The 21,667-nt window shown below is 66.0% G+C and carries 20 protein-coding genes; 7 read left to right on the top strand and 13 right to left on the bottom strand.

Translation table 11 applies throughout. From position 1 onward, the window contains the following. Nucleotides 1-306 precede the first annotated feature (306 nt). The 4 genes from AWB68_RS21660 to AWB68_RS21645 form a co-directional block, all read right to left on the bottom strand. Nucleotides 307-2,823, bottom strand: coding sequence for a mechanosensitive ion channel family protein (locus AWB68_RS21660; RefSeq protein WP_087646394.1), 2,517 nt, complete (start codon nt 2,821-2,823; stop codon nt 307-309). A gap of 447 nt (nt 2,824-3,270) precedes the next feature. After that, nucleotides 3,271-4,200 (bottom strand): cation diffusion facilitator family transporter, encoded by a 930-nt coding sequence (locus AWB68_RS21655; RefSeq protein WP_087646400.1) that lies wholly within the window; start codon nt 4,198-4,200, stop codon nt 3,271-3,273. Nucleotides 4,201-4,232: 32 nt separating this feature from the next. Beyond that, complete coding sequence (gene selD, locus AWB68_RS21650; RefSeq protein ID WP_087646393.1) at nt 4,233-5,297, bottom strand: selenide, water dikinase SelD; 1,065 nt, start codon at nt 5,295-5,297, stop codon at nt 4,233-4,235. 78 nt (nt 5,298-5,375) lie between these two features. Beyond that, entirely contained in the window at nt 5,376-5,924 is a 549-nt protein-coding gene (locus tag AWB68_RS21645) for a putative glycolipid-binding domain-containing protein (RefSeq protein ID WP_087646392.1), read from the bottom strand. A 180-nt stretch (nt 5,925-6,104) separates the two neighbouring features. On the opposite strand from AWB68_RS21645, the gene AWB68_RS21640 reads away from it, so the two are divergent. Then, the gene (locus AWB68_RS21640) at nt 6,105-6,521 is read left to right on the top strand and encodes a BspC domain-containing protein (protein WP_087646391.1); all 417 of its coding nucleotides are present in this window, start codon (nt 6,105-6,107) and stop codon (nt 6,519-6,521) included. A gap of 621 nt (nt 6,522-7,142) precedes the next feature. Then, the gene (locus AWB68_RS21625) at nt 7,143-7,382 is read left to right on the top strand and encodes a hypothetical protein (RefSeq protein ID WP_087646389.1); all 240 of its coding nucleotides are present in this window, start codon (nt 7,143-7,145) and stop codon (nt 7,380-7,382) included. Nucleotides 7,383-7,440: 58 nt separating this feature from the next. Here the strand turns inward: AWB68_RS21625 and AWB68_RS21620 are convergent, their stop codons facing one another. The 5 genes from AWB68_RS21620 to AWB68_RS21605 all read right to left on the bottom strand — a co-directional run bounded on the left by AWB68_RS21620 (nt 7,441) and on the right by AWB68_RS21605 (nt 10,361). Beyond that, nucleotides 7,441-8,190, bottom strand: a complete 750-nt coding sequence (locus tag AWB68_RS21620; RefSeq protein WP_087646388.1) for an anti-sigma factor family protein — start codon at nt 8,188-8,190, stop codon at nt 7,441-7,443. Next, nucleotides 8,187-8,711, bottom strand: a complete 525-nt coding sequence (locus AWB68_RS21615; RefSeq protein ID WP_087646387.1) for an RNA polymerase sigma factor — start codon at nt 8,709-8,711, stop codon at nt 8,187-8,189. The genes AWB68_RS21620 and AWB68_RS21615 overlap by 4 nt, the downstream gene beginning before the upstream one ends. A 37-nt stretch (nt 8,712-8,748) precedes the next feature. After that, on the bottom strand, nt 8,749-8,886 hold the full coding sequence (locus AWB68_RS48275; RefSeq protein ID WP_160110042.1) for a hypothetical protein: 138 nt from the start codon (nt 8,884-8,886) through the stop codon (nt 8,749-8,751). Between the two features lie 21 nt (nt 8,887-8,907). Continuing rightward, nucleotides 8,908-9,273 (bottom strand): COG4315 family predicted lipoprotein, encoded by a 366-nt coding sequence (locus AWB68_RS21610; RefSeq protein WP_087646386.1) that lies wholly within the window; start codon nt 9,271-9,273, stop codon nt 8,908-8,910. A gap of 110 nt (nt 9,274-9,383) precedes the next feature. After that, nucleotides 9,384-10,361 (bottom strand): AraC family transcriptional regulator, encoded by a 978-nt coding sequence (locus tag AWB68_RS21605; RefSeq protein WP_087646385.1) that lies wholly within the window; start codon nt 10,359-10,361, stop codon nt 9,384-9,386. 242 nt (nt 10,362-10,603) lie between these two features. Here AWB68_RS21605 and AWB68_RS21600 point away from each other — a divergent pair, with 242 nt between their 5' ends. Further along, on the top strand, nt 10,604-11,656 hold the full coding sequence (locus AWB68_RS21600; protein ID WP_087646384.1) for an aldo/keto reductase: 1,053 nt from the start codon (nt 10,604-10,606) through the stop codon (nt 11,654-11,656). On the opposite strand, the gene AWB68_RS21595 is transcribed toward AWB68_RS21600, so the two are convergent. Then, complete coding sequence (locus tag AWB68_RS21595) at nt 11,653-12,168, bottom strand: GNAT family N-acetyltransferase (RefSeq protein WP_087646383.1); 516 nt, start codon at nt 12,166-12,168, stop codon at nt 11,653-11,655. The genes AWB68_RS21600 and AWB68_RS21595 overlap by 4 nt on opposite strands. Beyond that, on the bottom strand, nt 12,165-12,626 hold the full coding sequence (locus tag AWB68_RS21590) for a YaiI/YqxD family protein (RefSeq protein ID WP_087646382.1): 462 nt from the start codon (nt 12,624-12,626) through the stop codon (nt 12,165-12,167). Before AWB68_RS21590 ends, AWB68_RS21595 begins: the two co-directional genes overlap by 4 nt. A 463-nt stretch (nt 12,627-13,089) precedes the next feature. Between AWB68_RS21590 and AWB68_RS21585 the strand changes: the two genes are divergently transcribed. After that, nucleotides 13,090-13,581: an alpha/beta fold hydrolase gene (locus AWB68_RS21585; RefSeq protein WP_087646381.1), complete on the top strand. Its 492-nt coding sequence runs from the start codon at nt 13,090-13,092 to the stop codon at nt 13,579-13,581. A 91-nt stretch (nt 13,582-13,672) separates the two neighbouring features. Further along, nucleotides 13,673-14,854, top strand: a complete 1,182-nt coding sequence (locus AWB68_RS21580; RefSeq protein WP_087646380.1) for a 4-hydroxybenzoate 3-monooxygenase — start codon at nt 13,673-13,675, stop codon at nt 14,852-14,854. A gap of 59 nt (nt 14,855-14,913) precedes the next feature. Here the strand turns inward: AWB68_RS21580 and AWB68_RS21575 are convergent, their stop codons facing one another. After that, nucleotides 14,914-17,127 (bottom strand): amylo-alpha-1,6-glucosidase, encoded by a 2,214-nt coding sequence (locus AWB68_RS21575; protein WP_087646379.1) that lies wholly within the window; start codon nt 17,125-17,127, stop codon nt 14,914-14,916. A 189-nt stretch (nt 17,128-17,316) separates the two neighbouring features. On the opposite strand from AWB68_RS21575, the gene AWB68_RS21570 reads away from it, so the two are divergent. Together AWB68_RS21570 and AWB68_RS21565 are read left to right on the top strand one after the other, a co-directional pair. Further along, the gene (locus AWB68_RS21570) at nt 17,317-18,111 is read left to right on the top strand and encodes a sulfite exporter TauE/SafE family protein (RefSeq protein ID WP_087646378.1); all 795 of its coding nucleotides are present in this window, start codon (nt 17,317-17,319) and stop codon (nt 18,109-18,111) included. A 311-nt stretch (nt 18,112-18,422) separates the two neighbouring features. After that, nucleotides 18,423-20,129, top strand: coding sequence for an acid phosphatase (locus AWB68_RS21565; RefSeq protein WP_087646377.1), 1,707 nt, complete (start codon nt 18,423-18,425; stop codon nt 20,127-20,129). Between the two features lie 89 nt (nt 20,130-20,218). On the opposite strand, the gene AWB68_RS21560 is transcribed toward AWB68_RS21565, so the two are convergent. Continuing rightward, nucleotides 20,219-21,652 carry an HdeD family acid-resistance protein gene (locus AWB68_RS21560; RefSeq protein ID WP_087646376.1) on the bottom strand — a complete coding sequence of 478 codons (1,434 nt, stop codon included), beginning with the start codon at nt 21,650-21,652 and terminating at the stop codon, nt 20,219-20,221. Nucleotides 21,653-21,667: the final 15 nt, after the last annotated feature.

Genomic DNA, 21,667 nt, shown 5'->3' with positions numbered 1-21,667 from the left:
TGCTTTCTTTGCTTACTTTCTTTGCAGCAGCAAAGAAAGTGAGTCCCGCCCCGGACAGGGGCAGAGCAAATAAACCACTAAGAAAACAAGCTCCATAGAAGCACAAGCGCATCAAACGGTTAAAGCCCCAACCCCAACCCCAACCCCACCCGCCCCCAAGCGCCAGCGCCAACGCCACCACCACCCTGATTCAAGTGAAGCACATCATAGAAGGCGTATCGGCGATGGTCTACGAAGCGATTGTCCAATCGAAATCGCTAAAGCGGATATATGAACGCGGCGGCTCGCACGCGCCGCCCCCGAGGGCTAGCCGGGGCTCGTGCGCTCGCCGCGCTGAGCGGCCGCCGCTTCCGCCGTCGGATGCTGCGAGGCCTTCGACGGCTCAGCGCGCTGTTCCGCCGATGTCTGCGCTTCGTCCTGCACAGGCGGCACGCCACCGTTGACGATCACGAAGTTGCGCTGCGGATTCGCGATCTCGATGCCGCGCGCCGTGAACTCGTTGAGAATGCGCCGGTTGAATTCGCGCTGCACCGGCCAGCGCGCGCTGTCGCGACACTGGATCTGACCAGCAAGCGTCACGGTCGAACCGTCCACCGCATCGACGCCCCAGAAGCTGAAGTCCGACAGGATGCCGTCCTTGAACGCGTCGTCGCGCTGCAGGTCCGCGCCGATCTCCTTCAACGCCGAGATCGCGAGATCGACGTCCTGGCCGAGCGCGATGGAGACACGCACCGACGCATTGCCGATGCCGCGATTCGTATTGTTCACCGTCGATACCGAACTGAACGGCACCGTGTAGAGCGAACCGTCGCCGCCGCGCAGACGCACCGTGCGAATCGACAGGTATTCGACCGTGCCCGAGACGCCCGCGAGCGTCACCCAGTCGCCGACCTGCATCGCGTTTTCCATCAAGAGGAAGATGCCGGTGATCAGGTCCTGCACCAGCTTTTGCGAACCGAAGCCGAGCGCCACGCCGAAGATGCTCGCGCTCGCGAGCAGCGGCGCGGTGTTCACGCCGATCTCGCTCAGGCCCGTCAGCACGACCACCAGCGCGATCACGATGAAGAGCGCGGAGCGCATCATCGGCAACAGCGTTCTGAGGCGCGCGGCACGCAGGCGCTCGCCGCTCGTCGTCCACTGTTCGAGACGGCGTTCGACCATCACGTTGGCCGCTTCCCACACGAGCACCGCGAACGCGGCCGCAATCGCGATCGTAACCAGCGCCGACGCGAGCCGCTTGCCCACGCTGCCCGTCGCGAAGAACTGCAGCACGTGGATGCCCCACACCTGCATCAGCGCAATGATCGTCACGACGACGATCAGCGTCTGCACGATGCGTCGAAGGGCCGGATAGTAGCGGTACGCATGGCGATGCGCGATAGACCGGCTCGCATCGTCTTCTTCCGCTTCGCTGCGGAAGACGCGGCCAAGCGCGCCGAAGGCGACGATCGCGGCCACGCGCGCAGCGACCAGCACGATCACCGATACGCCGCCGAGATGGAACAGCGTCTGATAGCCGTTGTGGACATCGAGCGCCCACACGAACCACAGCGCGATCACGAAGAAGATCGCGACACCCGCCCAGATGTCGGCGAGCCAGTTGCCGAGCAGCGACACCGAGCGATGCCCCTGCGCACGCTCTCGAATGCGCGCGCCGACGGGCTTCCTGCACGCGAAGATCACATACGCGATCATCACGTGCACCACGAACGTGACCGCCTTGAGGATTGCGATGCGGGCGTCGTCGGACAAACCGAGCGGCTCCGCGCCGTTCGCGAGCGCGACGCCCGCGCCCGCCACGCAGACGATGCGCAGCACCCAGTCGTGCGTGAACGTGGCGAAGGTGTCGCGCATCTGGATCAGGCGCAGGCCGGGCGCGGTCGGCGCGAGGAAGAAGCCGCTCACGATCTGGATTGCGCGGCATACGAGATACACGTCGATCAGTGCGCCCGCGACGCGCGCTTCGGGCGTGTTGTCGTCGATGAAGATCGAGATGAGGAGCGTCGCCGCGGCGATGAACACCGCGAGCGGCACGATCGACAGGAATGCGTGCAGCAACGCGCTGGGCAAGCGCTGCAACAGCGTCCAGTGACGGGCCGCGTGACGCTGGCCGCGCACCGTATCGGTCTTCTTTTCCGCGACGTGCAGCGCGGTTTCATCGCCGGTGCGCTCGGCCGCGGCTTCCTCGCGCACCGCCGCGCGCTCTTCCTGTGCGAGCTCGGGCTGCGTCTCGTCGACATCGACGATGCCGCGCGCCGCGATCCGCGCCCGTGGCCCGCGCAAGAACCGCGCGCACAGGAATTCGAGCAGCAGCGCGGGCACGAGCGAAATCAGCACGGTCCAGCTTACGTGTTCGATGAGCTGGCGGCCCGCGTCGGTGGCGGTGCGTTCGCGCCACCACGTGAGCACTGAACCATAGTCGAGCAGAGCGGCCATCGAATGGCGCAAGCCGACGCCGATCTGCACGAGCCAGTGGCCGGCCTGATGCGAGATCTGCGACGCAAGGCCGTTGCTCGTCAGCGACTTCGCCAGCACGCTCGATGCGCCGCTCGCGGGCTGGGCCGATGACGCACCCGTTGCCGCCGACGCGCCCGCTGGCGGCGCGGCCATCGCGCCGGCTGCGACCACGGCGCGCAAGGTGTCCGCGACCTGGGCGCGGCGGGCCGGATCGTTGAGGACCGCGAGGGCATCGCGGGCCTGTTGCGGTGTGAGTGTCACGGACGCGGGATTGGCCGGCTGGGCGGTGTTCGGTGCGGCGTTCGCGACCGCCGGAGCAAACAGCGACACGGCAAGAAAGAGAATGGCAAGCAGGGATTGGCGCATGGGCTGGACGATGAGGAGCTGGACGATGAGAAGCGGAGGATTCAGGAACTCGACGCGGGGTCGATCTATCCGGGCCGGAACGGATCGTGCTCTCCGGGTTTGATCAGAACAACAATCGATCAAACACGATGGCGAAACAATCGATGGAGAAGTACCGGATTTCGCGACGATTTTCGCGACAACACATGACACGGAGTTCGTGGACAGAAGTGGTTGTGCTGGTAGCACTTCTCGCGCCTGCCCGGCTTTTCGCGGCGCAAGACGTTAGCGCGCGGGCCGCTCATCAAGCGTCCGCGGCACAAATGGCGCCGCGCGGCGAGACCTCGACGATGCCGGAAAGCGCCGGCGACACGCAATTGCCGGCGACTGCCCGGACGCAATTGCCGGCCACGCCTGATACGCCCCGGCCGCACTATGAGCGGCCTCCGGCGCATCTTCCCTGAAACTTCAGCGCAGGATCTCGGGCTGGCCCTTGTCGCGCGCGATATCCGGCTCAAAGAACACCCAGCGCACTTGCGGGAAGGTCCGCTGCAAATCGTCCTCGATCACGTTGATCGCGTCGATCAGCGCGCGCCCGCTCGGATAATCGATCATCTCCGCCTGCACGGCGACCACGACGTGCTTGCCCCATTGCAGCGTGATCAAACTGATGATGCGCACAATCTCCGGCCGCGCACGCAGATGCGCATCGATCGCGCGGCGCACTTCAGGACTCGCCGATTCACCGACGATCATCGACTTCACTTCGCGCGCGACCACATACGCGACCACCATCAGCAACACGCCGACGCCGATCGAACCGGCCGCGTCATAGGCGGGGTTGCCGGTGATCATCGTGAGCAGCACCGCGCAGAACGCGATGGCGAGACCCGCGAGCGCCGCGACGTCCTCGCCCGCGACGACCAGCAGTTCCGATTCGCGCGTCTCGCGAAACCAGCGCCACAGCGTCTTGTTCGGTGCGCCGCGGCGAATCTCGCGCAGCGCGCCGGCCAGCGAGAACGCCTCCAGCACGACCGATATTCCGAGGATCACGAGCGCGACGATCGGGTTGCTGAGCGGCTCGTGATGCAGCATGCGATGCACGCCCTCGTACACCGAGAACGCGCCGCCGACAAAGAACAGCAGCAACGCGACGATCAACGCATAGAAATAGATCTCGCGGCCCGAGCCGAGCGGATGCAGCGCATTGGCCGGCTGCTGCGCGCGCTTCAATCCGAACAGCAGGAGAAGCTGGTTGCCGCAGTCGGCGGTCGAATGGATCGCCTCCGCGAACATCGAGCCCGAGCCCGTGAATGCGGCAGCCCCGAACTTGCACACCGCTATGCCGAAGTTGGCAGCGAGCGCGTAGAAAATGGCCTTCGGCGATTCTTCGTTCATATTGTTCTGCGATTCTTTGAAGTCTTGAAGGCTCAATTCACTTCCACGCGGCTCACTCCATCGACCATTTCGCCGATCACCGCTGCCTCGTCGAAGCCATCGGCGCGGAAGATCGCGAGGACGTCGTCGACCGCTTCCGGCGCGCAGGACACGAGCAGTCCGCCCGAGGTCTGCGGATCGGTGAGCAGGACACGTGCCATATCGTCGAGCGAGGACGCGAGCACGATGTCCGCGCCGTATGCGCTCCAGTTCCGCCCCGAGGCGCCTGTAAACACGCCCGCTCTCGCGAACGCCTCGACGCCCGGCAGCCACGGCAAATCCGCATAGCGGATGCGCGCCGTGAGTCCCGCGCCGCGGCTCAATTCGAGCGTGTGGCCGAGCAGACCGAAGCCGGTCACATCGGTCAGCGCGTGCACGCTTTCGAGTTGCGCGAGGTCGGCGCCGGGCCGGTTGAGCTTGGTGGTCGCGGCGATCATCGCGGCATAGCCCGCGGCGTCGAGCCGCTCCTTTTTCAGCGCCGCCGACAACACCCCGACGCCGAGCGGTTTGCCGAGGATCAGCACGTCGCCCGCGCGCGCGGCCGCGTTGCGTTTGACGAGCTTCGGATGCACGATGCCGAGCGCGGCAAGGCCATAGATCGGCTCGACCGAATCGATCGAATGGCCGCCCGCGACCGGAATGCCCGCCTCCGTGCAGATCGACTCGCCGCCCTTCAGGATCTGCGCGATCACTTCATGCGGCAGCACGTTGATCGGCATGCCGACGAGCGCGAGCGCGAGGATCGGCTTGCCGCCCATCGCATACACGTCCGACAGCGCGTTGGTCGCGGCGATGCGGCCGAAGTCGAACGGATCGTCGACGATCGGCATGAAGAAGTCGGTCGTGGCGACGATCGCCTGCTCGTCGTTGAGCTGGTAGACGGCGGCATCGTCGGCGGTGTCGTTGCCGACCAGCAGGTTCGGGAAAGCCGGCAGCGGCACGCTGCGCCTGAGCAGGTCGGCGAGCACGCCGGGGGCGATCTTGCAGCCGCAGCCGCCGCCGTGGGAGAGGCTCGTCAGGCGGGGAGTGGAACCTGGATTCTGGGTGGCGTCGTTCATCGAGTTCGCGTTCGGCTCGTTACGGTAAAACCGTATTATGGCCGCTCGCGCCTGGGGACGCCCGCTGTCCGTCTCCGGCTAGTCCACGAGGCGCCGGAAGAGGCCCGGATAGTCGATCACGAGACCGTCTCCGTCGACGGGAAGGTCGGCCGTGTATTGCGTCGTGATGCCTTCATAGCGATACAGGCGGTCCGGTTCGATGCAGGTGTACGCCTGTTCGACGCGTTTCGTCGTCATTGCTGGCAACGCGATGTAGACGACGGGAATCACGCGGCGCTCGTTTTTCCCGAGGTTCAGGCGGCGGATCGGCAGCGTGTTGGTGAACGGCGTGGCCGAGATGTCGATGTCGATGCAGCCCTTCAGGTCGTCGTGCGGTCTGCCGTTGCCGTCGCTCCAGTTGCCGTGTGTATCGGCGAGAAGTTCAAGCGTGACGCCGCCCGCGCGCTTGATGATGACTCGTGTTACTCGCCATTGCGCGTCGCATTCTATGCGGTAGATGAAGCCGTGGTCGCACTCGGTGCGCTCGCCGATGAGCACGCTTTCAATGACGATCGTAGGCTCGCGCGTGTCGAGGTCAAGATGCTCGATACCCTTGCCGTTTTCCGGCGACCATCGGACCGATGTCATTGCGTCTTCCTGTTCGGTGGCGGTTGTTGTGGTTCAGAGTCCGCGAATACTCTCGCGCTCATCATTCGAAGAAAGTCCCTTGAAACAGGGCACTTTTGCGCGACGCGAATGTCAGTGGCAATGACCGCGCGGTATACTCCGCGCCCCACCGACGCTTCATACCAACGATATCTCCATCGCATGAAAGCTCTCTTCCCGCTTGCCGCGCTACTGCTGTCCACCTGCGTGTACCAGGCAGTCCAGGCGCAGGACACCGACGCCCCGTCGAAGGACTATGACTACCTGACCCGCATGCACGTGCCAAGTGCCGTCATCAAATGCGTGGCGGCGTTCGATCACTGGGTCGAACTCGCGCCGAAATACGATACCCTGATCGTCTCCGACCGCCGCGTGCTGAGCGCAAGAATCGACAGCGACTCGCCCGTGTTCAGCATCGGCGATCCGATTCCCGTCGACAAGGTCATCGTGATGCGCGCATTCGCGAAGTCCCGGGGCAAGCCGCAATGGACCCGCATGGACAGCCGCTGCGGCGTGCGCGATGGGCAGGTCGTCGGCGTGTCGCTTACACCCGACGTCAAGCCGAAGGTCGTTCGCTAAACGCATCAGCCCCCGCCGATCAAGCCTGCTCGCTGCGCGCGGCGCGCCGGTCGTCGTTCTGTCGTCGAGCCACTTCACCACCTGCGGGCCGTAACCGCGCGGCGCCTTCGCTACGACGCGCGCCGTCAGATCGGCGAGACAGTCGCCCGCGAGCGCCTCGCGCATGCGCTTCTCCGCGTTCTTCATGACGACATGGATCGCGCACACGCCGCTCGTCGCCCACGGCGGCGGCTCCTCCTCGAACACCGCGCAGCGCGCGCGTATCTCCCTGCATTCGAAGATCGACTTGTCGCCGTCAACGGATCGCTCCGCCTCCGCGCATCGAGTTCGCAGATCACGCGGCTTTCAAAAGCCATCCTCCCGCCCGACCCGAATATTTCAAACCCAACGTTTGCTTACAAACGCACACGGCTTGTTATTTGCCGATTGGCTAAATTGGCTTCACGGATTCACACGGAGAAACCGATGAAAAAAATAGCGATCCTCGTAGCGCTCGGCGCACTACTGGGCACTGCGCTTTCTGGCTGCATCGTCGTACCGGGCGATGGCGGCTATCACCATCATCATGACTACTACCGCTAACGAAGCAACCTCTCCCGACAACCGATCAAGGGATTCAAAATGAACAAGACAAAGAAAGGCCTGCTCCTCGCATCGCTCGCTGCCGCACTCGGCATGGGCCTGATGAACGTCGCCTCGGCTGACGACCACCGCCCCGGATACGTCCACGTCGTCGCTCAGGGCTGGCATGGCGACCGCTACTGGGACGGCCATCGCTACTGGTCGCGCAATGACTGGGAACGCCGCCATCCGACGAGCTACCATCACGCGCCGCCGCCCCCGCCGCATCACTACTACTAAGGCATGATGCAGGTGCAAAGCCGGGATACGCTCCCGGCTTTCTGCAATGGGCACGTGGCTACCAGTTCTTCGGATCGCCGCCCAGTTCCTTGCAGGTGTCGTAGGCGATCGCCTGCAGTTTCTCCTCGCCGATCTGGCCGGAAAGCGCATAGCCGGCGCGATTTACCGCCCAGTAGTAAGTCGTGCGCGGTCCGTCGCGTAACATGCGGATCTTCCCCTGGCTGCGCGTGACCGTCGTCGTATAGAGCGTGAGACGCTCGCCCGCCGCGTTCTGGTACATGAACTGCGCGGCCGGTCCCTCTTCGCCGGGCAGCAGCCGGCCGCCGACGAGCTTGAACCCGTACTCCTCGAGCGATGGAATCGTCAGCGTGCGGTTGAGCCGATTCGACAGCCAGTTGACGAGATGATCCTGCTGCGACGCCGCGACTTCCACCGCATGGCGCTGCTCGGGCGCATACACCGCATAGGCGATGTCGGCGCGTTGCGCGAAAGGCGGCCTGTCGTCGGCGAGTGCCGGCAGCAGCATGTGTAACAGATACCCGCAAGCCACGCCGACCACGAGCCAGCATGCAGCCAGCAGGTAACGTTCGCGCGGACGCTGTCGCATCACCACGACTTGCGGCTCGGCCTCGGTGGCAAAGAGCGCGCGCAGCGCATTGTCCTGCGCGCGATAGGCGGTGACAGTCGCCGCGCTCGCCGGGTCCTGCGCGACGCGTTCGGCTGCGGCCGCGCGCTCCGCCTCGCTCAACTCGCCATCGACATACGCTGACAGCGCCTGCAATTCGTCGTGACGGTCTGGGTTCGTCATGTGCGGTTCACCATTTTCAGCGACGTCGACGACGCCCGGCGCTCCGGTTCCTCGCCGAGCAGGACACGCATGTGTTCGCGCGCTCGCGAGAGGCGCGACATCACGGTTCCAGCCGGCACGTTCAGCACCACGGATGCCTCCTGATAACTCATTTCCTCGACGCACACGAGCAGCATCACTTCACGCTGCTCGACCGGCAGGCAATACAGCGCGCGCTGCACGTCGCGCAGCACGAGCCCGTCGACTTCGCCGACCGGCGCCGCCATCGTGCGCCATGGCGCGGTCTCGTCATCCACCGCGATGTCGCGGCGGCCGCGCAACTGGTCGATATACAGGTTGCGCATGATCGTAAAAAGCCACGCGCGCAAATTGCTCCCCGCCCGAAACGACTTCGCGCGACCGAGCGCGCGCTCGGTCGCATCCTGGACGAGGTCATCGGCCCAGGCGCGGTCACCGGTCAGCGCGCGCGCATAGCGGCGCAACTGCGGGAGATGGGCGAGCAGATCGGTCTCGAAGTTCAAGGCGCTCCGCCCGCTCGCGTGCAGACATGAGACATCATCAGTAGCTGCCGCCGCCCATCTTCGGGGGATTCGCCGTGCCGCTGCTGGCGCCGCCACTCACGGTGGCGCCGGCGCAGCCGGCAAGCAGCGTCAAACCCAGCGCACAGAGCAGCGCCAGGACTCTCATCGTTCGCATGTCCGCCTCGCTAGTTACTTTTCAGGGCTTCGCGACGTGCCATACGTCACGGAAGTTGTCGCCATTCTTCTCGCCTGGCTTCGTGTCCTTCGCAAATCGATATAGCCGCTTGCCGTTATAGGCCCACTGCTTGCCACCTTCGGCCGCCTCGGTGCTCCACGCGCCGGATGGCTGGTCGGAGTCGGTCGCCATCGCGGCCGGCCACGCCTGTGCGCAGCCGCCCGTGCAGGCGCTCGGTGCGCCCTTGCTGTCCTTGTCGAAGGTGTACAGCGTCATGCCGTTCTGGTCGACGAACATGCCGTCCGCCGTCTTGGGCGGCGCCGCGAACACGCTCACCGATGCACAGACCAGCCCAGCCGCTACAGCCATCATGATTTGCTTCTTCATTTCCTCTCCTCTGGTGAAGTAACCGTAGAACGTTCGGCGTCGCCGGACTATTCCGCGGATGACGAAAAAAAGCCGCCGCGCCCGTGGGAGCCCCGCGACGACTGCCGCGCTCAGGCACCCGCCTCCTCGCGCCAGCGACGCGTGTCGCGCAACGGCGGCGCACCGAACAGGCGGCTGTACTCGCGGCTGAACTGCGACGCGCTCTCATAACCTACGCGATGCGCGGCGGTCGCGGCATCGGCGATATCGAGCAGCATCAGCCGGCGCGCTTCCTGCAGGCGCAGTTGCTTCTGGTACTGCAACGGGCTCATCGCGGTCACCGCCTTGAAATGATGATGCAGCGACGACACGCTCATATGCACGTCACGCGCGATCGATTCGACGCGCAGCGGCTGGTCGAAGTTCTGCCGCAGCAGCAGGATCGCCTTGGCGATGCGCTGCGTCTGGCTGTCGGTGAGCGCGATCTGGCGCAGCCGCGCGCCCTGCCCGTTCATCAGCAGCCGGTACAGGATCTCGCGCTTGACGAGCGGCGCGAGGATCGGAATGTCGTCGGGCGTGTCGATCAGACGCAGGAGGCGCAGCACCGCATCGAGCATCGGCGCGCCGAGCCGGTTCACATAGAGCCCGCGCGCCGCGTCCGATTGCGCCGCCGGCGGCAGCTTTTCGTCGCGGATCAGCTCGGTGATTTCCTCGACATCGAGATCGAGCCGGAGGCCGAGATACGGCTCGGTCGCGCTCGCGACCGTCACCTGCCCCATCACCGGCAGGTCCACCGACGACACGAGGTAATGCAGCGGATCGTAGACATACACGTCGTCGCCCACCATCACGCGCTTCGAACCTTGCGCGATCAGGCCGAGCGCGGGCGTCTGCATGCCGTGCTTCGGCCCGCCCGGATTCATCACGCGATGCAGGAAAAATCCCGGCACGGGCGTGTCGACGGTGCCTTCGCAGCCGTCGGTGAAACGATCGAGCAAGGCGACGAGATCCAGCCGCGCCTGATCGAGCGAAGGATCGGGCGCGCGGTGCGGGTCGTTCGGAAGGTGGGAAAAGTCGCTGGCGGAGTCCGCCGTCTCGTTCAGGGCCATGATTGAGCGTCCAGGAGCGTCCAGAAGGGAGTGCGCTCAAGCTTACTCGCGCGTGCGCGATCTCGCTCGTCGTCCGCTGCGCCGTTTGCAGAAACAGGCAACGATTCGACAGGATCAGGCTATGGTCCGAGACCCCGCCGGGAAGATACTGCACGGGCGGCGGCCCGGCAGCGCTTACTTGATCGTTTCCAAAACGGCGAGCGCGGCCGGGCGGCATCCCGCCAGCCATACAGGAGCAGTCCATGCGCTACAGGAAATTCGGCAATACCGGTCTATTCGTTTCGGAACTCTGCCTCGGCACGATGACCTTCGGCGGCGGGGGCGGCGGCATCTGGGACAACATCGGCACGCTTCAGCAGGCGGACGCCGACAAACTCGTCGGCCGCTCGCTCGATGCGGGCATCAATTTCATCGATACCGCCGACGTCTACGCCGACGGCCAGTCGGAGATCATCACCGGCCAGGCGCTGAAGAACCTCAAGGTGCCGCGCGAGAACGTCGTCGTCGCGACGAAGATCCATGGCGAAACCGGCACCAAGAGCGTCAATTCGCGTGGCGGGTCGCGCTATCACATCATCGACGGCGTCAAGGCGAGTCTCAAGCGCCTGCAACTCGATCACGTCGACCTGTACCAGATCCACGGCTTCGACCCGGCGACGCCGATCGAAGAGACGCTGCGCGCGCTCGACAACCTCGTCGAGCACGGGCATGTGCGCTATATCGGCGTGTCGAACTGGGCGGCGTGGCAGATCGCGAAGGCGCTCGGCATTTCGGAGCGGCTCGGGCTCGCGCGCTTCGAATCGCTACAGGCGTACTACACGATCGCCGGGCGCGATCTCGAGCGCGAACTCGTGCCGCTGCTGCAAAGCGAGGGCGTCGGGCTGCTGGTATGGAGCCCGCTCGCGGGCGGCTTCCTCTCGGGCAAGTTCACGCGCGAAGGCGGCAAGGAAGAAGGCAGCCGCCGCTCCAAGTTCGACTTCCCGCCGGTGAACGTCGAGCGTGCGTACGACTGCATCGACGCGATGCGCAGCGTGGCCGAAGCGAAGGGCGTCTCGGTCGCGCAGATCGCGCTCGCGTGGCTGCTGCACCAGAAGGCGGTGACGAGCGTGATCATCGGGGCGAAGCGCGTCGAGCAGCTTGACGACAATATCGCCGCGACCAGCGTGCAGTTGAACGAAGACGAACTCGCTGCGCTCGACGAGGTCAGCCAGTTGCCGGCGGAGTATCCGGGCTGGATGCTCGCGCGGGTCGGCGAGTATCGGCGCAAGCAGTTGAAGGAAGCGGGCGTGCTTTAAAGCGGCTTCGCGAACGGCAGCGTCGTGAGCAGCGAATCGTGGTACAAGCCGTCGATCTTGAGCGCGCGCGGCTCGCGGGCATATGGCTCGAAACCGGCCGCACGATAGAGACGGATCGCCGCTTCGTTATCCGGCGCCACGACGAGCTGCACTTCCTCGACGATATCGCGTGCATGCCGGAGCACGCGTTCGACCAGCGCGGCAGCCAGCCCGGTGCCGCGCGCGGCCGGCCGCACGTACATGCCCCAGAGCGTGCCCTTGTGCTTCAGCTTGGCGCCGGCCGGCACCAGCAAACCCGCGACGCCCGCGAGCGTGCCATCGTCGAGCCAGCCGCCGAACACCGCATGATTCACGATGCGCGCCTCGAACCAAGGCAACGGCTGGATGATTTCGTCGTCGTACGAAGCGCCGAAGCCGTCCGAATGCAGCCGCAGTCCTTCAAGCCGGATCTCGCGATACGCGGACGCATCCGCGGCAGCGAGACGGCGCAGCGCGAACGAAGGCGAATTCATTTTGCGCGCGAGGCCCGGTACTTCGCGAGAAAGCGGTCGAGCTGCGCGGCGAAGGACTTGCCGTCGCGCGGGCTGTAGGGCGACGGCCCGCCCGTATCCACGCCCGTGCTGCGCAACTGGTCCATCATCGCGCGGATCGTCAGCCGCTCCTCGATGTTCTCGGCGCTGAACCACTCGCCCCGCGAATCGAGCGCATGCGCGCCCTTCGCGAGGACGCCGGCGGCGAGCGGAATGTCGGAAGTGATCACGAGATCGCCCGCCTCGGCCATTTCGATGATGCGCGCATCCGCGACATCGAAGCCCGACGACACCTGCACCGACTTGATGAACGGCGACGGCGGCGTGCGCAGATACTGGTTCGCGACGAGCGTCACGCACACCTCGACGCGCGGCCCCGCGCGAAACAGGATGTCCTTGACGACGGCGGGACAGGCATCGGCATCGACCAGGATTTTCATGGTGTTCGCTGAGTGGAATGACAGCCGATCATCATACAGGCGGACCGCGCAGGCACGGAGCGCCTACACTCGTAGAGGCGGAAACCGTTCGAATCCGCGCGGACTCCACGCATGATCGAAATCGTCACGCTTCCCGCGAACCCGTCTCGCGGCGCCGTCACGCTCGAATACAAGTGGCTCGGTGGCAAGGGCGGCGCGCCCATCGTCGTGTTCCTGCACGAGGGCGCGGGGACGATTGCGGCTTTCGATCCGGCCACCGGCGCAACCGCCGTCCCGGCGCCGTTTGCGGACTCCATCGAAACCCTCGACGACTGGCCGGCCACGCTCGTGCGCGCGCTTGGCTTTCGCGGGCTCCTCTACTCGCGACCGGACTGCGGCCGCCTGAGCGCGTACCCGCGCGCGGCAGGGGTCGATCGATATCCTGCGCCATCAGGCGCGCGACGTTCTCCCGGCGCTTCTCGACGTGCTCGACATCGGTCCGGCCGAACGCCGGCGCATGTGGCTCGTCGGCGTTCGCGACGGCGCGACAATCGCCCTGCTCTACGCGGCCGCGCATCCGGATGGACTCGCGGGTGCGGCGATCATCGCGCCGCAGTTGTTCCCGGAGGCCACGCACTCCGCGCAACTGCTGCGCGTGCGCGCGGCCTTCGAGACGACGGACCTGCGCGAGCGCCTCGCGCGCTATCACGATGAAGATGACGACACCGCCGATCCCGCATCGCTCGTCGATTGGAACATCGAAGACGAGTTGCACCGGTTGCGCTGTCCGCTGCTCGCGATCCGGGGTTTCCCGGGCGACGAGTACAGCGCTGCCACTCACATCGATGCTCTGAAGCGGCACGCAGCCGGCGCCACTCCGCTGGAAACCCCGGCGCGGCAAGACGCCGACAGCGTCTCGTTAAACCGGACGATCGTGCGCTTCATCAACCGATGCACCCCTCTATCTCAAAATTAGATACACGTTATCCGCTTTATCGCGTTGCGCCATAAGGCCGCACGGCCCGACACTGTCTCCACAACATCATCACGCATTCAAGGAGACATTCATGCGTACTCAAGTCGGCATCATCGGCGCGGGCCCTGCGGGCCTTCTTCTTTCCCACCTGCTTCATCTGCGCGGCATCGAATCGGTCGTGCTGGAGGCGCGCAGCCAGGACGCGATCGAATCGACGATCCGCGCCGGCGTGCTCGAACAGGGCACGATGGACCTGCTGAACGAAGCCGGCCTGGGCGCGCGGATGCAGGCCGAGGGCGCGCTGCACCACGGTTTCGAACTGGCGTTCGAAGGACAGCGCCGCCGCATCGCGCTGACCGAACTGACGGGCCACTCGATCACGGTCTACGCGCAGCACGAAGTCATCAAGGACCTGGTCGCCGCGCGCGTCGCCGCCGACGGTGCGCTGAAGTTCAACGTGTCGAATGTCTCGCTGCACGACTTCGACGACGCGGGCAACGCGAAGCCGCGCATCAAGTACCGCCATGAAGACCGCGACGAAGAACTCGAATGCGACTTCATCATCGGCTGCGACGGTTCGCAAGGCGTGGCACGCGGCTCGATCCCGGCGGCGCTGCGCCACGATTACCAGAAGATCTATCCGTTCGGCTGGTTCGGCATCCTGGTCGAAGCGCCGCCGTCCTCCGACGAACTCATCTACGCGCGCCACGACCGCGGCTTCGCGCTCGTCAGCACGCGCTCGCCGGGCATCCAGCGCATGTACTTCCAGTGCGACCCGAAAGACACCGCCGAAGCCTGGTCGGACGATCGCATCTGGGCGGAACTGCACGCGCGCGTCGATACGGCCGACGGCTGGCAGATCACCGAGGGCAGGATCTTCCAGAAGAACATCGTCGGCATGCGCAGCTTCGTGTCCACGCCGATGCAGTGCGGCAAGCTCTTCCTCGCCGGCGACGCCGCTCACATCGTGCCGCCGACGGGCGCCAAGGGGCTGAACCTGGCTGTGTCGGACGTGAAGGTGCTGACGGCCGCGCTCCAGTCGTATTACAAGGAAGGCACGCAAGACAAGCTCGCGCGCTACACCGAGACTGCCCTCAAGCGCGTCTGGCGCGCCGAGCACTTCTCGTGGTGGATGACGAGCATGCTGCACAAGCTCGACGACACGTCGCCGTTCGAACAGCGCCTGCAGGTTGCGGAACTCGAGCACGTGACGACCTCGCGCGCCGCCGCGATTGCGCTCGCGGAAAACTATGTGGGCAGCGTCGCGGTTTGATGGCTGGCGTCGCTCACGTCGCGGCGAGTCCAGCTCGCCGCGACGGGTTCCTCAAAGCATCAAAGCACCGCCACCACCCGCACGTCCCCTTCCACTGACGGAATGACCTGCCCGCCGACGCGCCGGAACGTGATCGACACGCTGCGCTCGCCGACCCGCAACTCGCCGATCTCCAGCCAGTCGATGCCGTCCGGCAACTGCGGCCGGTCGATCCGCACTTCATCGCGCTCGGCATCGATGGTCACGCCGAGACACGCTTCCAGGACCATGAACGGCGCACCCGCCGCCCACGCCTGCGGCAGGCACGCCACCGGATAGGCAATCGGCTTTTCACCGCGCTGCCGCGTAAAGCCGCAGAAAAGCTCGGGCAGGCGCATGTCGAAGCTCACGGCCGCTTCGAACAATGCCTGCAACAGACGCACCGCGCCGCCGCGATCGCCGTAGCGCGCGAGGCCGCGCGCGCACATCGCCGTGTCGTGCGGCCACACCGAGCCGTTGTGATACGACATCGGGTTGAAGCGCGGCTGGCCCGCCGCGAGCGTGCGCACGCCCCAGCCGGTGTGAAAGAGCGTCGATTCGAGTTGCCGCGCGACCGCTTCGCCGCGCTCGCGCTCGACGAGATCGAACGCGAGCAGGTGTCCCGCGTTCGAGGCCAGCACGCTGCACAACTCGCCGTGGCCGTCGAGCGCGATGCCGTAGAACTCCGACTCCGGCATCCAGAACATCGCCTCGACACGATCTCGAATATTCTGCGCCCGCGCCTCGTACTCGATCGCGTCGTCCTTCGCGCCGCGCTGGCGGGCGAGCCGCGCCATCGTCGCGAAGGCCGTCGATGCGTACGCCTGCACTTCGACCAGCGCGATCGGGCCATCGGGGAAACGGCCGTCCGAGTGGAACACGGAGTCCTGGCTGTCTTTCCAGCCCTGGTTCGCGAGGCCGTGTTCGGAGGCGCGCTGGTAGTCGAGCAGGCCCCACGGGTTCTTGTCGCAATGACGCGCGATCCACTGCGCGGCCAGTTGAAGCGCCGGCCACAGTTCGTTGATCAGCGCGCGGTCGCCGGTGCGCTCCGCGTAGGCGCCCGCGAGCACGACGAAGAGCGGCGTGCTGTCGACACCGCCGTAGTACATCGCGAACGGCACCTCGCCGGTGGCGGCCATTTCGCTCTTGCGCGTCTCGTGCATGATCTTGCCGACCTCGGCATCGCGAAACGCCGAGTCCTCGCGCGCCTGGTGCGCCGCGAGAAAGCGCAGCACGCCGCGAGCGAGCGACGGCTGGAGCCACAGCATCTGCAACGACGTGATGATCGCGTCACGGCCGAACGCGGTCGAAAACCACGGAATGCCCGCGTAGGGATACGGGCCGGTCTCGAGATCGGTGGTCAGCAGGCCGAGATCGGCGAGCGACCGGTCGATCCACTCGCTGAACAGCGGATTGCTGGAGCGCACGCGCGCCGTGGCGCGGCGCCGCTCGCGCATGCGCCGGTGCGCCTCCACGAGCGCCTCGCGGATCGCCGGACGCCCCGACTCGGGCGCGCATTCGGCGGCTTCGGCGGCATTGATCTTGCTCTGCTCGCTCGCGTCGCTCAGCGCGCGCGTGGTCGCCGTAACGGACAGGTAGATCGATATCGCCGTCTCCGACTGGATGGCGAGCGCGTAGTCGGCGCGGCTTGGCGTCAGCGAATCGGGGTCCGGCGTGAACTGGATGCGCGCGGTGCGCTCGACCTCATCGAGACCGGTATAGCGCAACACCACCTCGCCGTTCTCGACCATCGGCGGGCGCATCGTGCCGCGTTTCGCGCGCGTGGAACCGCGCACCTCGAACATGTCAAGGAAGTCGGCGGCGAACGAGATCGACAGCGGCACGGTGGCCGGTTCCGTGCCGTAGTTGGTGAGCACGATGCTCTCGTGCAGCACGTGACCCGACAACACCCGCTTGCGTTCGACGTGGATCACGCCCTCCGGCGTGCGCGCGCCGCCGATGGGCGGCAGCGGCTTGTTGGTCAGGTGGGCGGTGAACACGGCGTTGTCGCTCGACACGCTGCCCGAGAGCAGCGACGGCGCGCGCCCGCCGAAGGTCAGCACCAGTTCCGAGAGGACGCGCGTATCGTTGACGAACAGGCCGTCGTCGTGACCGCGAATGTCGCCGTTCGCGTCGTTGACGGCGAACGTGTTGCCCGATTTCAGCACGAACTGTTGCTCGCTCGCGATATTTGCGTGCTCGTTCGGGATAAACGCGTCGTCGTGACGCGGGGCCTGGGGTTGCTTCGTTTCCATTTGCACCTTCCTGTAGTGACGTGGGCGACGGTCGGGTCGCGCGTGCGGGCGAGCTATTCTGCGCCTCGTGCGCGCCCTCGACCTCGCGGTGGCTGGGGCAAAAGAAGCCGGTTGGGAGCGGGAGCGCCGCTTACCGGCTATCATCGACGGCTTTTCGACCGAATCACGCTTAACGGGTTCTCCGCGCGAATGTCATTTCCGCATATCGACTTACTTTATTCCGCGTCCGGACTGGCCGTGGGTTTCCTCGTCGGCCTGACGGGCGTGGGCGGCGGCTCGCTGATGACGCCGCTGCTCGTGCTCCTGTTCGGCATCCACCCGGCGACCGCCGTCGGCACCGACCTGCTCTACGCCGCCGCGACCAAGACAGCCGGGACGCTGGTCCACGGCATCAAGGGCTCCGTCGACTGGCGCATCACCGGCCGGCTCGCCGCGGGTAGCGTCCCGGCCGCCGCAATCACGCTCTTGCTGCTGCAGCGTTATGGCGTGCACGCGCCCGGGACGGCCCGGCTCATTCAGATGATTCTCGGCTCGGCGCTCCTGATCACGGCGGTCTCGCTGGTGTTCCGTCCGCAACTCGCGCGGCTCGCCTATAAAAAGGGGCAAGGCCGTCCGGACCATCCGCGCCGCACTGTCGCGTGGACCATCCTGACCGGCGCGATCCTCGGCGTGCTCGTTTCGATCACGTCGGTGGGCGCGGGCGCGATCGGCGTGACCGTGCTGCTGCTGCTCTATCCGCGCCTTGCCACCGCGCGCATCGTCGGCTCCGACATCGCCCACGCCGTTCCGCTCACGCTGATCGCTGGTACCGGCCACTGGCTGCTCGGCTCGGTCGACTGGGCGCTGCTCGTGTCGCTGCTGGTCGGCTCGCTGCCGGGGATCGCGATCGGCAGCCTGCTTTCGTCGAAGGCCCCGGAAGCGCTCCTGCGCAACGTGCTTGCCGCGACGCTCGTCCTCGTCGGCGCGAAGCTCGTGTTCAGTTGATTCGTTGATCAGTTGATAGTAGTCGCGTGTCATGACGGATTCCAGTCGGCCGAATGGCCTAAGCAAATCGCACACGCGTTCGTGTTTCCCTGTTTTTGTGCTTCGAGCCTATGCCGTCCGGCCAGCTATCCGCCGCCGCCCGTTCCGGGCAAGATGCACTTCCGACGCACTCGATGAGCGGCGCGCGACGCGGGTAAGCACCGGGTTCTGATCGGTTGGCGCGTCGCGCTTCATTGACGATAATGCTTGGCGCGCGCCGCCGCGCGTCCAGGCAACTGTGTCTTGCATGGGACCAGAGTGAGGAGCCAGCGATGAGCCAGAACGACGATCCGCGTGACGACCTGCCCGCCCCCGCCGAAGAATTCATCCACGACAGCAGCGACGCGCCGGCAGACCCCGCGCGGCGTCGCCTGCTCGCCGCGGGTGTGGGCCTCGCGGGCCTGACGCTGGGCGGCTGCAATCTGTTCGAATCGAAGCCCGCGACGCCGAAGACGACCGCCGATCTCGCGCTCGACCGCACGCTGCAGGCGAAAGTGCGTCACATCGTCGTGATCTACGCCGAGAACCGCAGCTTCAGCAATCTGTACGGCAATTTCCCTGGCGTTCAATATCCGCTCGAATCCGTGCCCGCATCGCGCTATGTCCAGCTCGACCGCGACGGCCGCACGCCGCTTGCGACGCTGCCCGCTATCTGGGGCGGCCTCGTGCCGGAAGCCCAGGAAGTGAACGGCAAGCGCTACGCCATTTCGGAGAAGCAGATCGCGGGGCTCCGGAACGCGCCGTTCCATCTCGTCGACGCGCAAGGCCAGCCGTTGCCGAACGGCGTCATCACGCGCGATCTCGTGCATCGCTTCTATCAGAACCAGATGCAGATCAACGCGGGGCGCAACAACCAGTTCGCCGCGTGGGGCGATTCGGGCGGCCTCGTCATGGGCCATTACCGCAATTCCGTCGATACGCTGCGCCTCTGGGGCCTCGCGAGCCAGTACACGCTCTGCGACAACTTCTTCATGTCCGCGTTCGGCGGCTCGTGGCTCAACCACATCTTCCTGATCTCCGCGCAGGCGCCGTTCTACGCCAACGCGAGCAGCGGGCCGGCGGCGAAGCTCGTATCGGTCGTGGACGGCGACGATCCCACCGGCACGCGCCTCAAGCTCGCGCCGGATTCGCCGAAATCGGCGCTCGAAGGGCCGCCCAAGTTCGTGCGCGACGGCGCGCTGACGGCGGACGGTTACGCTGTCAACACGATGGCGCCGCCCTACCAGCCGAGCAACGTGCGCCCCGCCGAACATGGCGATCCCACGCTCGCGGACCCGGTCAATCCGCGCGTGCTGCCGCCGCAGGATTACGCGACGATCGGCGACCGGCTTTCGGCGAAAGGCGTCGACTGGGCGTGGTACAGCGGCGCGTGGCAATACGCGCTCGATCATCTCGATACCGGTTCGGTGCCCGATTTCCAGTATCACCATCAGCCATTCAACTATTTCCGCAACTTCGCGCCGGGCACGCAGGCCCGCGCGCAGCATCTGCGTGACGCCGGCCTCGGCGACGATTCCTCGACCAACAAGCTGATGGCCGACATCGACGCCGGCCGGCTGCCCACCGTCACGTTCTACAAGCCGCAAGGCAACCTGAACATGCACGCCGGATACGCGGATGTCGCATCGGGCGACCGGCACATCACCAACGTGATCGAACGGATCCAGCGCGGGCCGCAGTGGCAGGACACCGTCGTGATCGTCACCGTCGATGAAAACGGCGGCTGGTGGGATCACGTCTCGCCGCCGAAGGGCGACCGCTGGGGACCGGGTTCGCGAATTCCCGCGCTCGTGATCGCGCCGTTCGCGAAGAAGGGTTTCGTCGACCACACGGTGTACGACACGAACTCGATCCTGCGCTTCATCTCGCGCGTGCACGGCCTGCCGCCGCTCGAAGGCGTCGCCGCGCGCGACCGGGCGTTCGCCGCCAACGGAGAAGCGCCGCTCGGGGATATGACGACGGCGCTGGATCTGGCGTGAGCGGCTGAAGGGGCGCGTCCGGTGGTGTCGCCGAGTGCAAGGGGCGTAAGGGGCGCAAGCGGCCGGACATCACCTAAAAGGCGCGGCGCCTACGACGAAACCCGCCCCGCCCGCGCGTCCGCCGCATCGACGGCTTCCTGCCGCCACCCGCGCCGCGAGCGCATCATCCGGCGCAGCGCGAGCCGCGCCATCTTCAGCCAGCCGAACGGTCGCGGATCGGCAAGCATGCTGAGCGCCCGCGCATAGTCGAGCGTGAGGCCGGGCGTCCAGGCCATCGTCGCGGCGCGTTTGCGGATCTGCGCCGCGACCCACAGTTCGGGCGTGACGAGCAGGCGCCAGAATGCGCGCCAGCCGGTGTCGCGGCCCTGGAAGTGGCCGACGGCGCCTTCCAGCGCCGCTTCGAGCGCATTCGACACCGTGCTCGAACAGTTCCGATACGTGAGGTTGTAGGTCAGGTCGCGGCGGTACGCATCCCAGAACTGGCCCAGGCGTTCCGGGCTGTAATTGCGGATGCGGACCTTCGTGGTCGATTCGCACCACGCCTTCGACTCCGTCGCGTAATCCGGCTGGAACACGCCCGGCACGTTGTTTTCGCGGGTCGCGCGCAGGGTGCGGCCGAATTCGTCGGGCGAGCGGTCGATTTCCACGCCGGGATACAGGCTGATGTAAATGCCCTCGGGCGATTCCAGCGCGGCGTGGCCGGTGGAAATGACGCCGTTCGCGTCGACGGCCGCGATGTAGCGATCGACGATCAAGGTTCGCTGCGCCTCGCCCCGCGCCGAGCCGACCGGCGTCCAGACGTGCACGGTCAGCGCTTTTTCGTCGGGTGCGGGCGGGCCGTCCCATTCGAACAGGCTGTCGTCGGCGGTGAGCGTGGTCGCGGATTTCTCGGCCGACTTCGCCGCGATCGTGGGGTCGGCGATCACGTCGTCGGAAAGGTGCAGCGTGCGCTTTCGCTCCAGCGGGATGCGCTGCATCGCGCGTACGCGGAGCGCGATCCACAGCAGGTTCCAGCCGCCGAACGCGAGTCCGAGGCCGAGGCAGTAAGGCGCCGTGCCGACGTAGTGCGTCGGGTACGGCTGGAAGAAGAAGATCGCGAGCAGGATTTCCACGATCGACAGCGCCAGCACGATACGCCAGCGCGGATAGCGCACGACGAACGCCGACACGGTCTGCAGAAGGCCGTCGGCAAGAAAGAGCGTGCCGAAGATCATCGACAGCACGAAGTTGCCATGATGATGTCCCGCGAGAATCAGCGCCGCCGCCAGCACGACCGCCACGCCCTTCACGTAGCGCAGGATGCGCTGCCCGCCCGCGCCGGTCCATGCGACGGCGAGCGTCGCAATGCCTTCGGCGAGCAGCAGGTAGGCCAGGAACTGCATCGGGAAATAGATGGCGTTGTCGAGCGCGTCGATGAAGACGCCGACGCCCATCAGGAGCCACAGCAGGCCGACGACGAACAGTGTGCGCCAGCGCTTGCGCAAGTAGTCGACGCCGAGGAGAAGCAGGACGAGCTGGACCATGACGCAACCTGTGGT

The sequence above is a fragment of the Caballeronia choica genome (assembly GCF_001544535.1).
GTDB classification, from domain to species: domain Bacteria; phylum Pseudomonadota; class Gammaproteobacteria; order Burkholderiales; family Burkholderiaceae; genus Caballeronia; species Caballeronia choica.
This window is presented reverse-complemented; position numbering and strand designations above follow the sequence as displayed.

Coding starts and splice junctions, on each gene's coding strand:
- AWB68_RS21560 (WP_087646376.1), bottom strand. CDS start 21,652: ATGGTCCAGCTCGTCCTGCTTCTCCTCGGCGTCGACTACTTGCGCAAG.
- AWB68_RS21580 (WP_087646380.1), top strand. CDS start 13,673: ATGCGTACTCAAGTCGGCATCATCGGCGCGGGCCCTGCGGGCCTTCTT.
- AWB68_RS21640 (WP_087646391.1), top strand. CDS start 6,105: ATGAAAGCTCTCTTCCCGCTTGCCGCGCTACTGCTGTCCACCTGCGTG.
- AWB68_RS21620 (WP_087646388.1), bottom strand. CDS start 8,190: ATGACGAACCCAGACCGTCACGACGAATTGCAGGCGCTGTCAGCGTAT.
- AWB68_RS21575 (WP_087646379.1), bottom strand. CDS start 17,127: ATGGAAACGAAGCAACCCCAGGCCCCGCGTCACGACGACGCGTTTATC.
- AWB68_RS21570 (WP_087646378.1), top strand. CDS start 17,317: ATGTCATTTCCGCATATCGACTTACTTTATTCCGCGTCCGGACTGGCC.
- AWB68_RS21660 (WP_087646394.1), bottom strand. CDS start 2,823: ATGCGCCAATCCCTGCTTGCCATTCTCTTTCTTGCCGTGTCGCTGTTT.
- selD (WP_087646393.1), bottom strand. CDS start 5,297: ATGAACGACGCCACCCAGAATCCAGGTTCCACTCCCCGCCTGACGAGC.
- AWB68_RS48275 (WP_160110042.1), bottom strand. CDS start 8,886: ATGCGAACGATGAGAGTCCTGGCGCTGCTCTGTGCGCTGGGTTTGACG.
- AWB68_RS21645 (WP_087646392.1), bottom strand. CDS start 5,924: ATGACATCGGTCCGATGGTCGCCGGAAAACGGCAAGGGTATCGAGCAT.
- AWB68_RS21625 (WP_087646389.1), top strand. CDS start 7,143: ATGAACAAGACAAAGAAAGGCCTGCTCCTCGCATCGCTCGCTGCCGCA.
- AWB68_RS21565 (WP_087646377.1), top strand. CDS start 18,423: ATGAGCCAGAACGACGATCCGCGTGACGACCTGCCCGCCCCCGCCGAA.
- AWB68_RS21605 (WP_087646385.1), bottom strand. CDS start 10,361: ATGGCCCTGAACGAGACGGCGGACTCCGCCAGCGACTTTTCCCACCTT.
- AWB68_RS21655 (WP_087646400.1), bottom strand. CDS start 4,200: ATGAACGAAGAATCGCCGAAGGCCATTTTCTACGCGCTCGCTGCCAAC.
- AWB68_RS21610 (WP_087646386.1), bottom strand. CDS start 9,273: ATGAAGAAGCAAATCATGATGGCTGTAGCGGCTGGGCTGGTCTGTGCA.
- AWB68_RS21595 (WP_087646383.1), bottom strand. CDS start 12,168: ATGAATTCGCCTTCGTTCGCGCTGCGCCGTCTCGCTGCCGCGGATGCG.
- AWB68_RS21600 (WP_087646384.1), top strand. CDS start 10,604: ATGCGCTACAGGAAATTCGGCAATACCGGTCTATTCGTTTCGGAACTC.
- AWB68_RS21590 (WP_087646382.1), bottom strand. CDS start 12,626: ATGAAAATCCTGGTCGATGCCGATGCCTGTCCCGCCGTCGTCAAGGAC.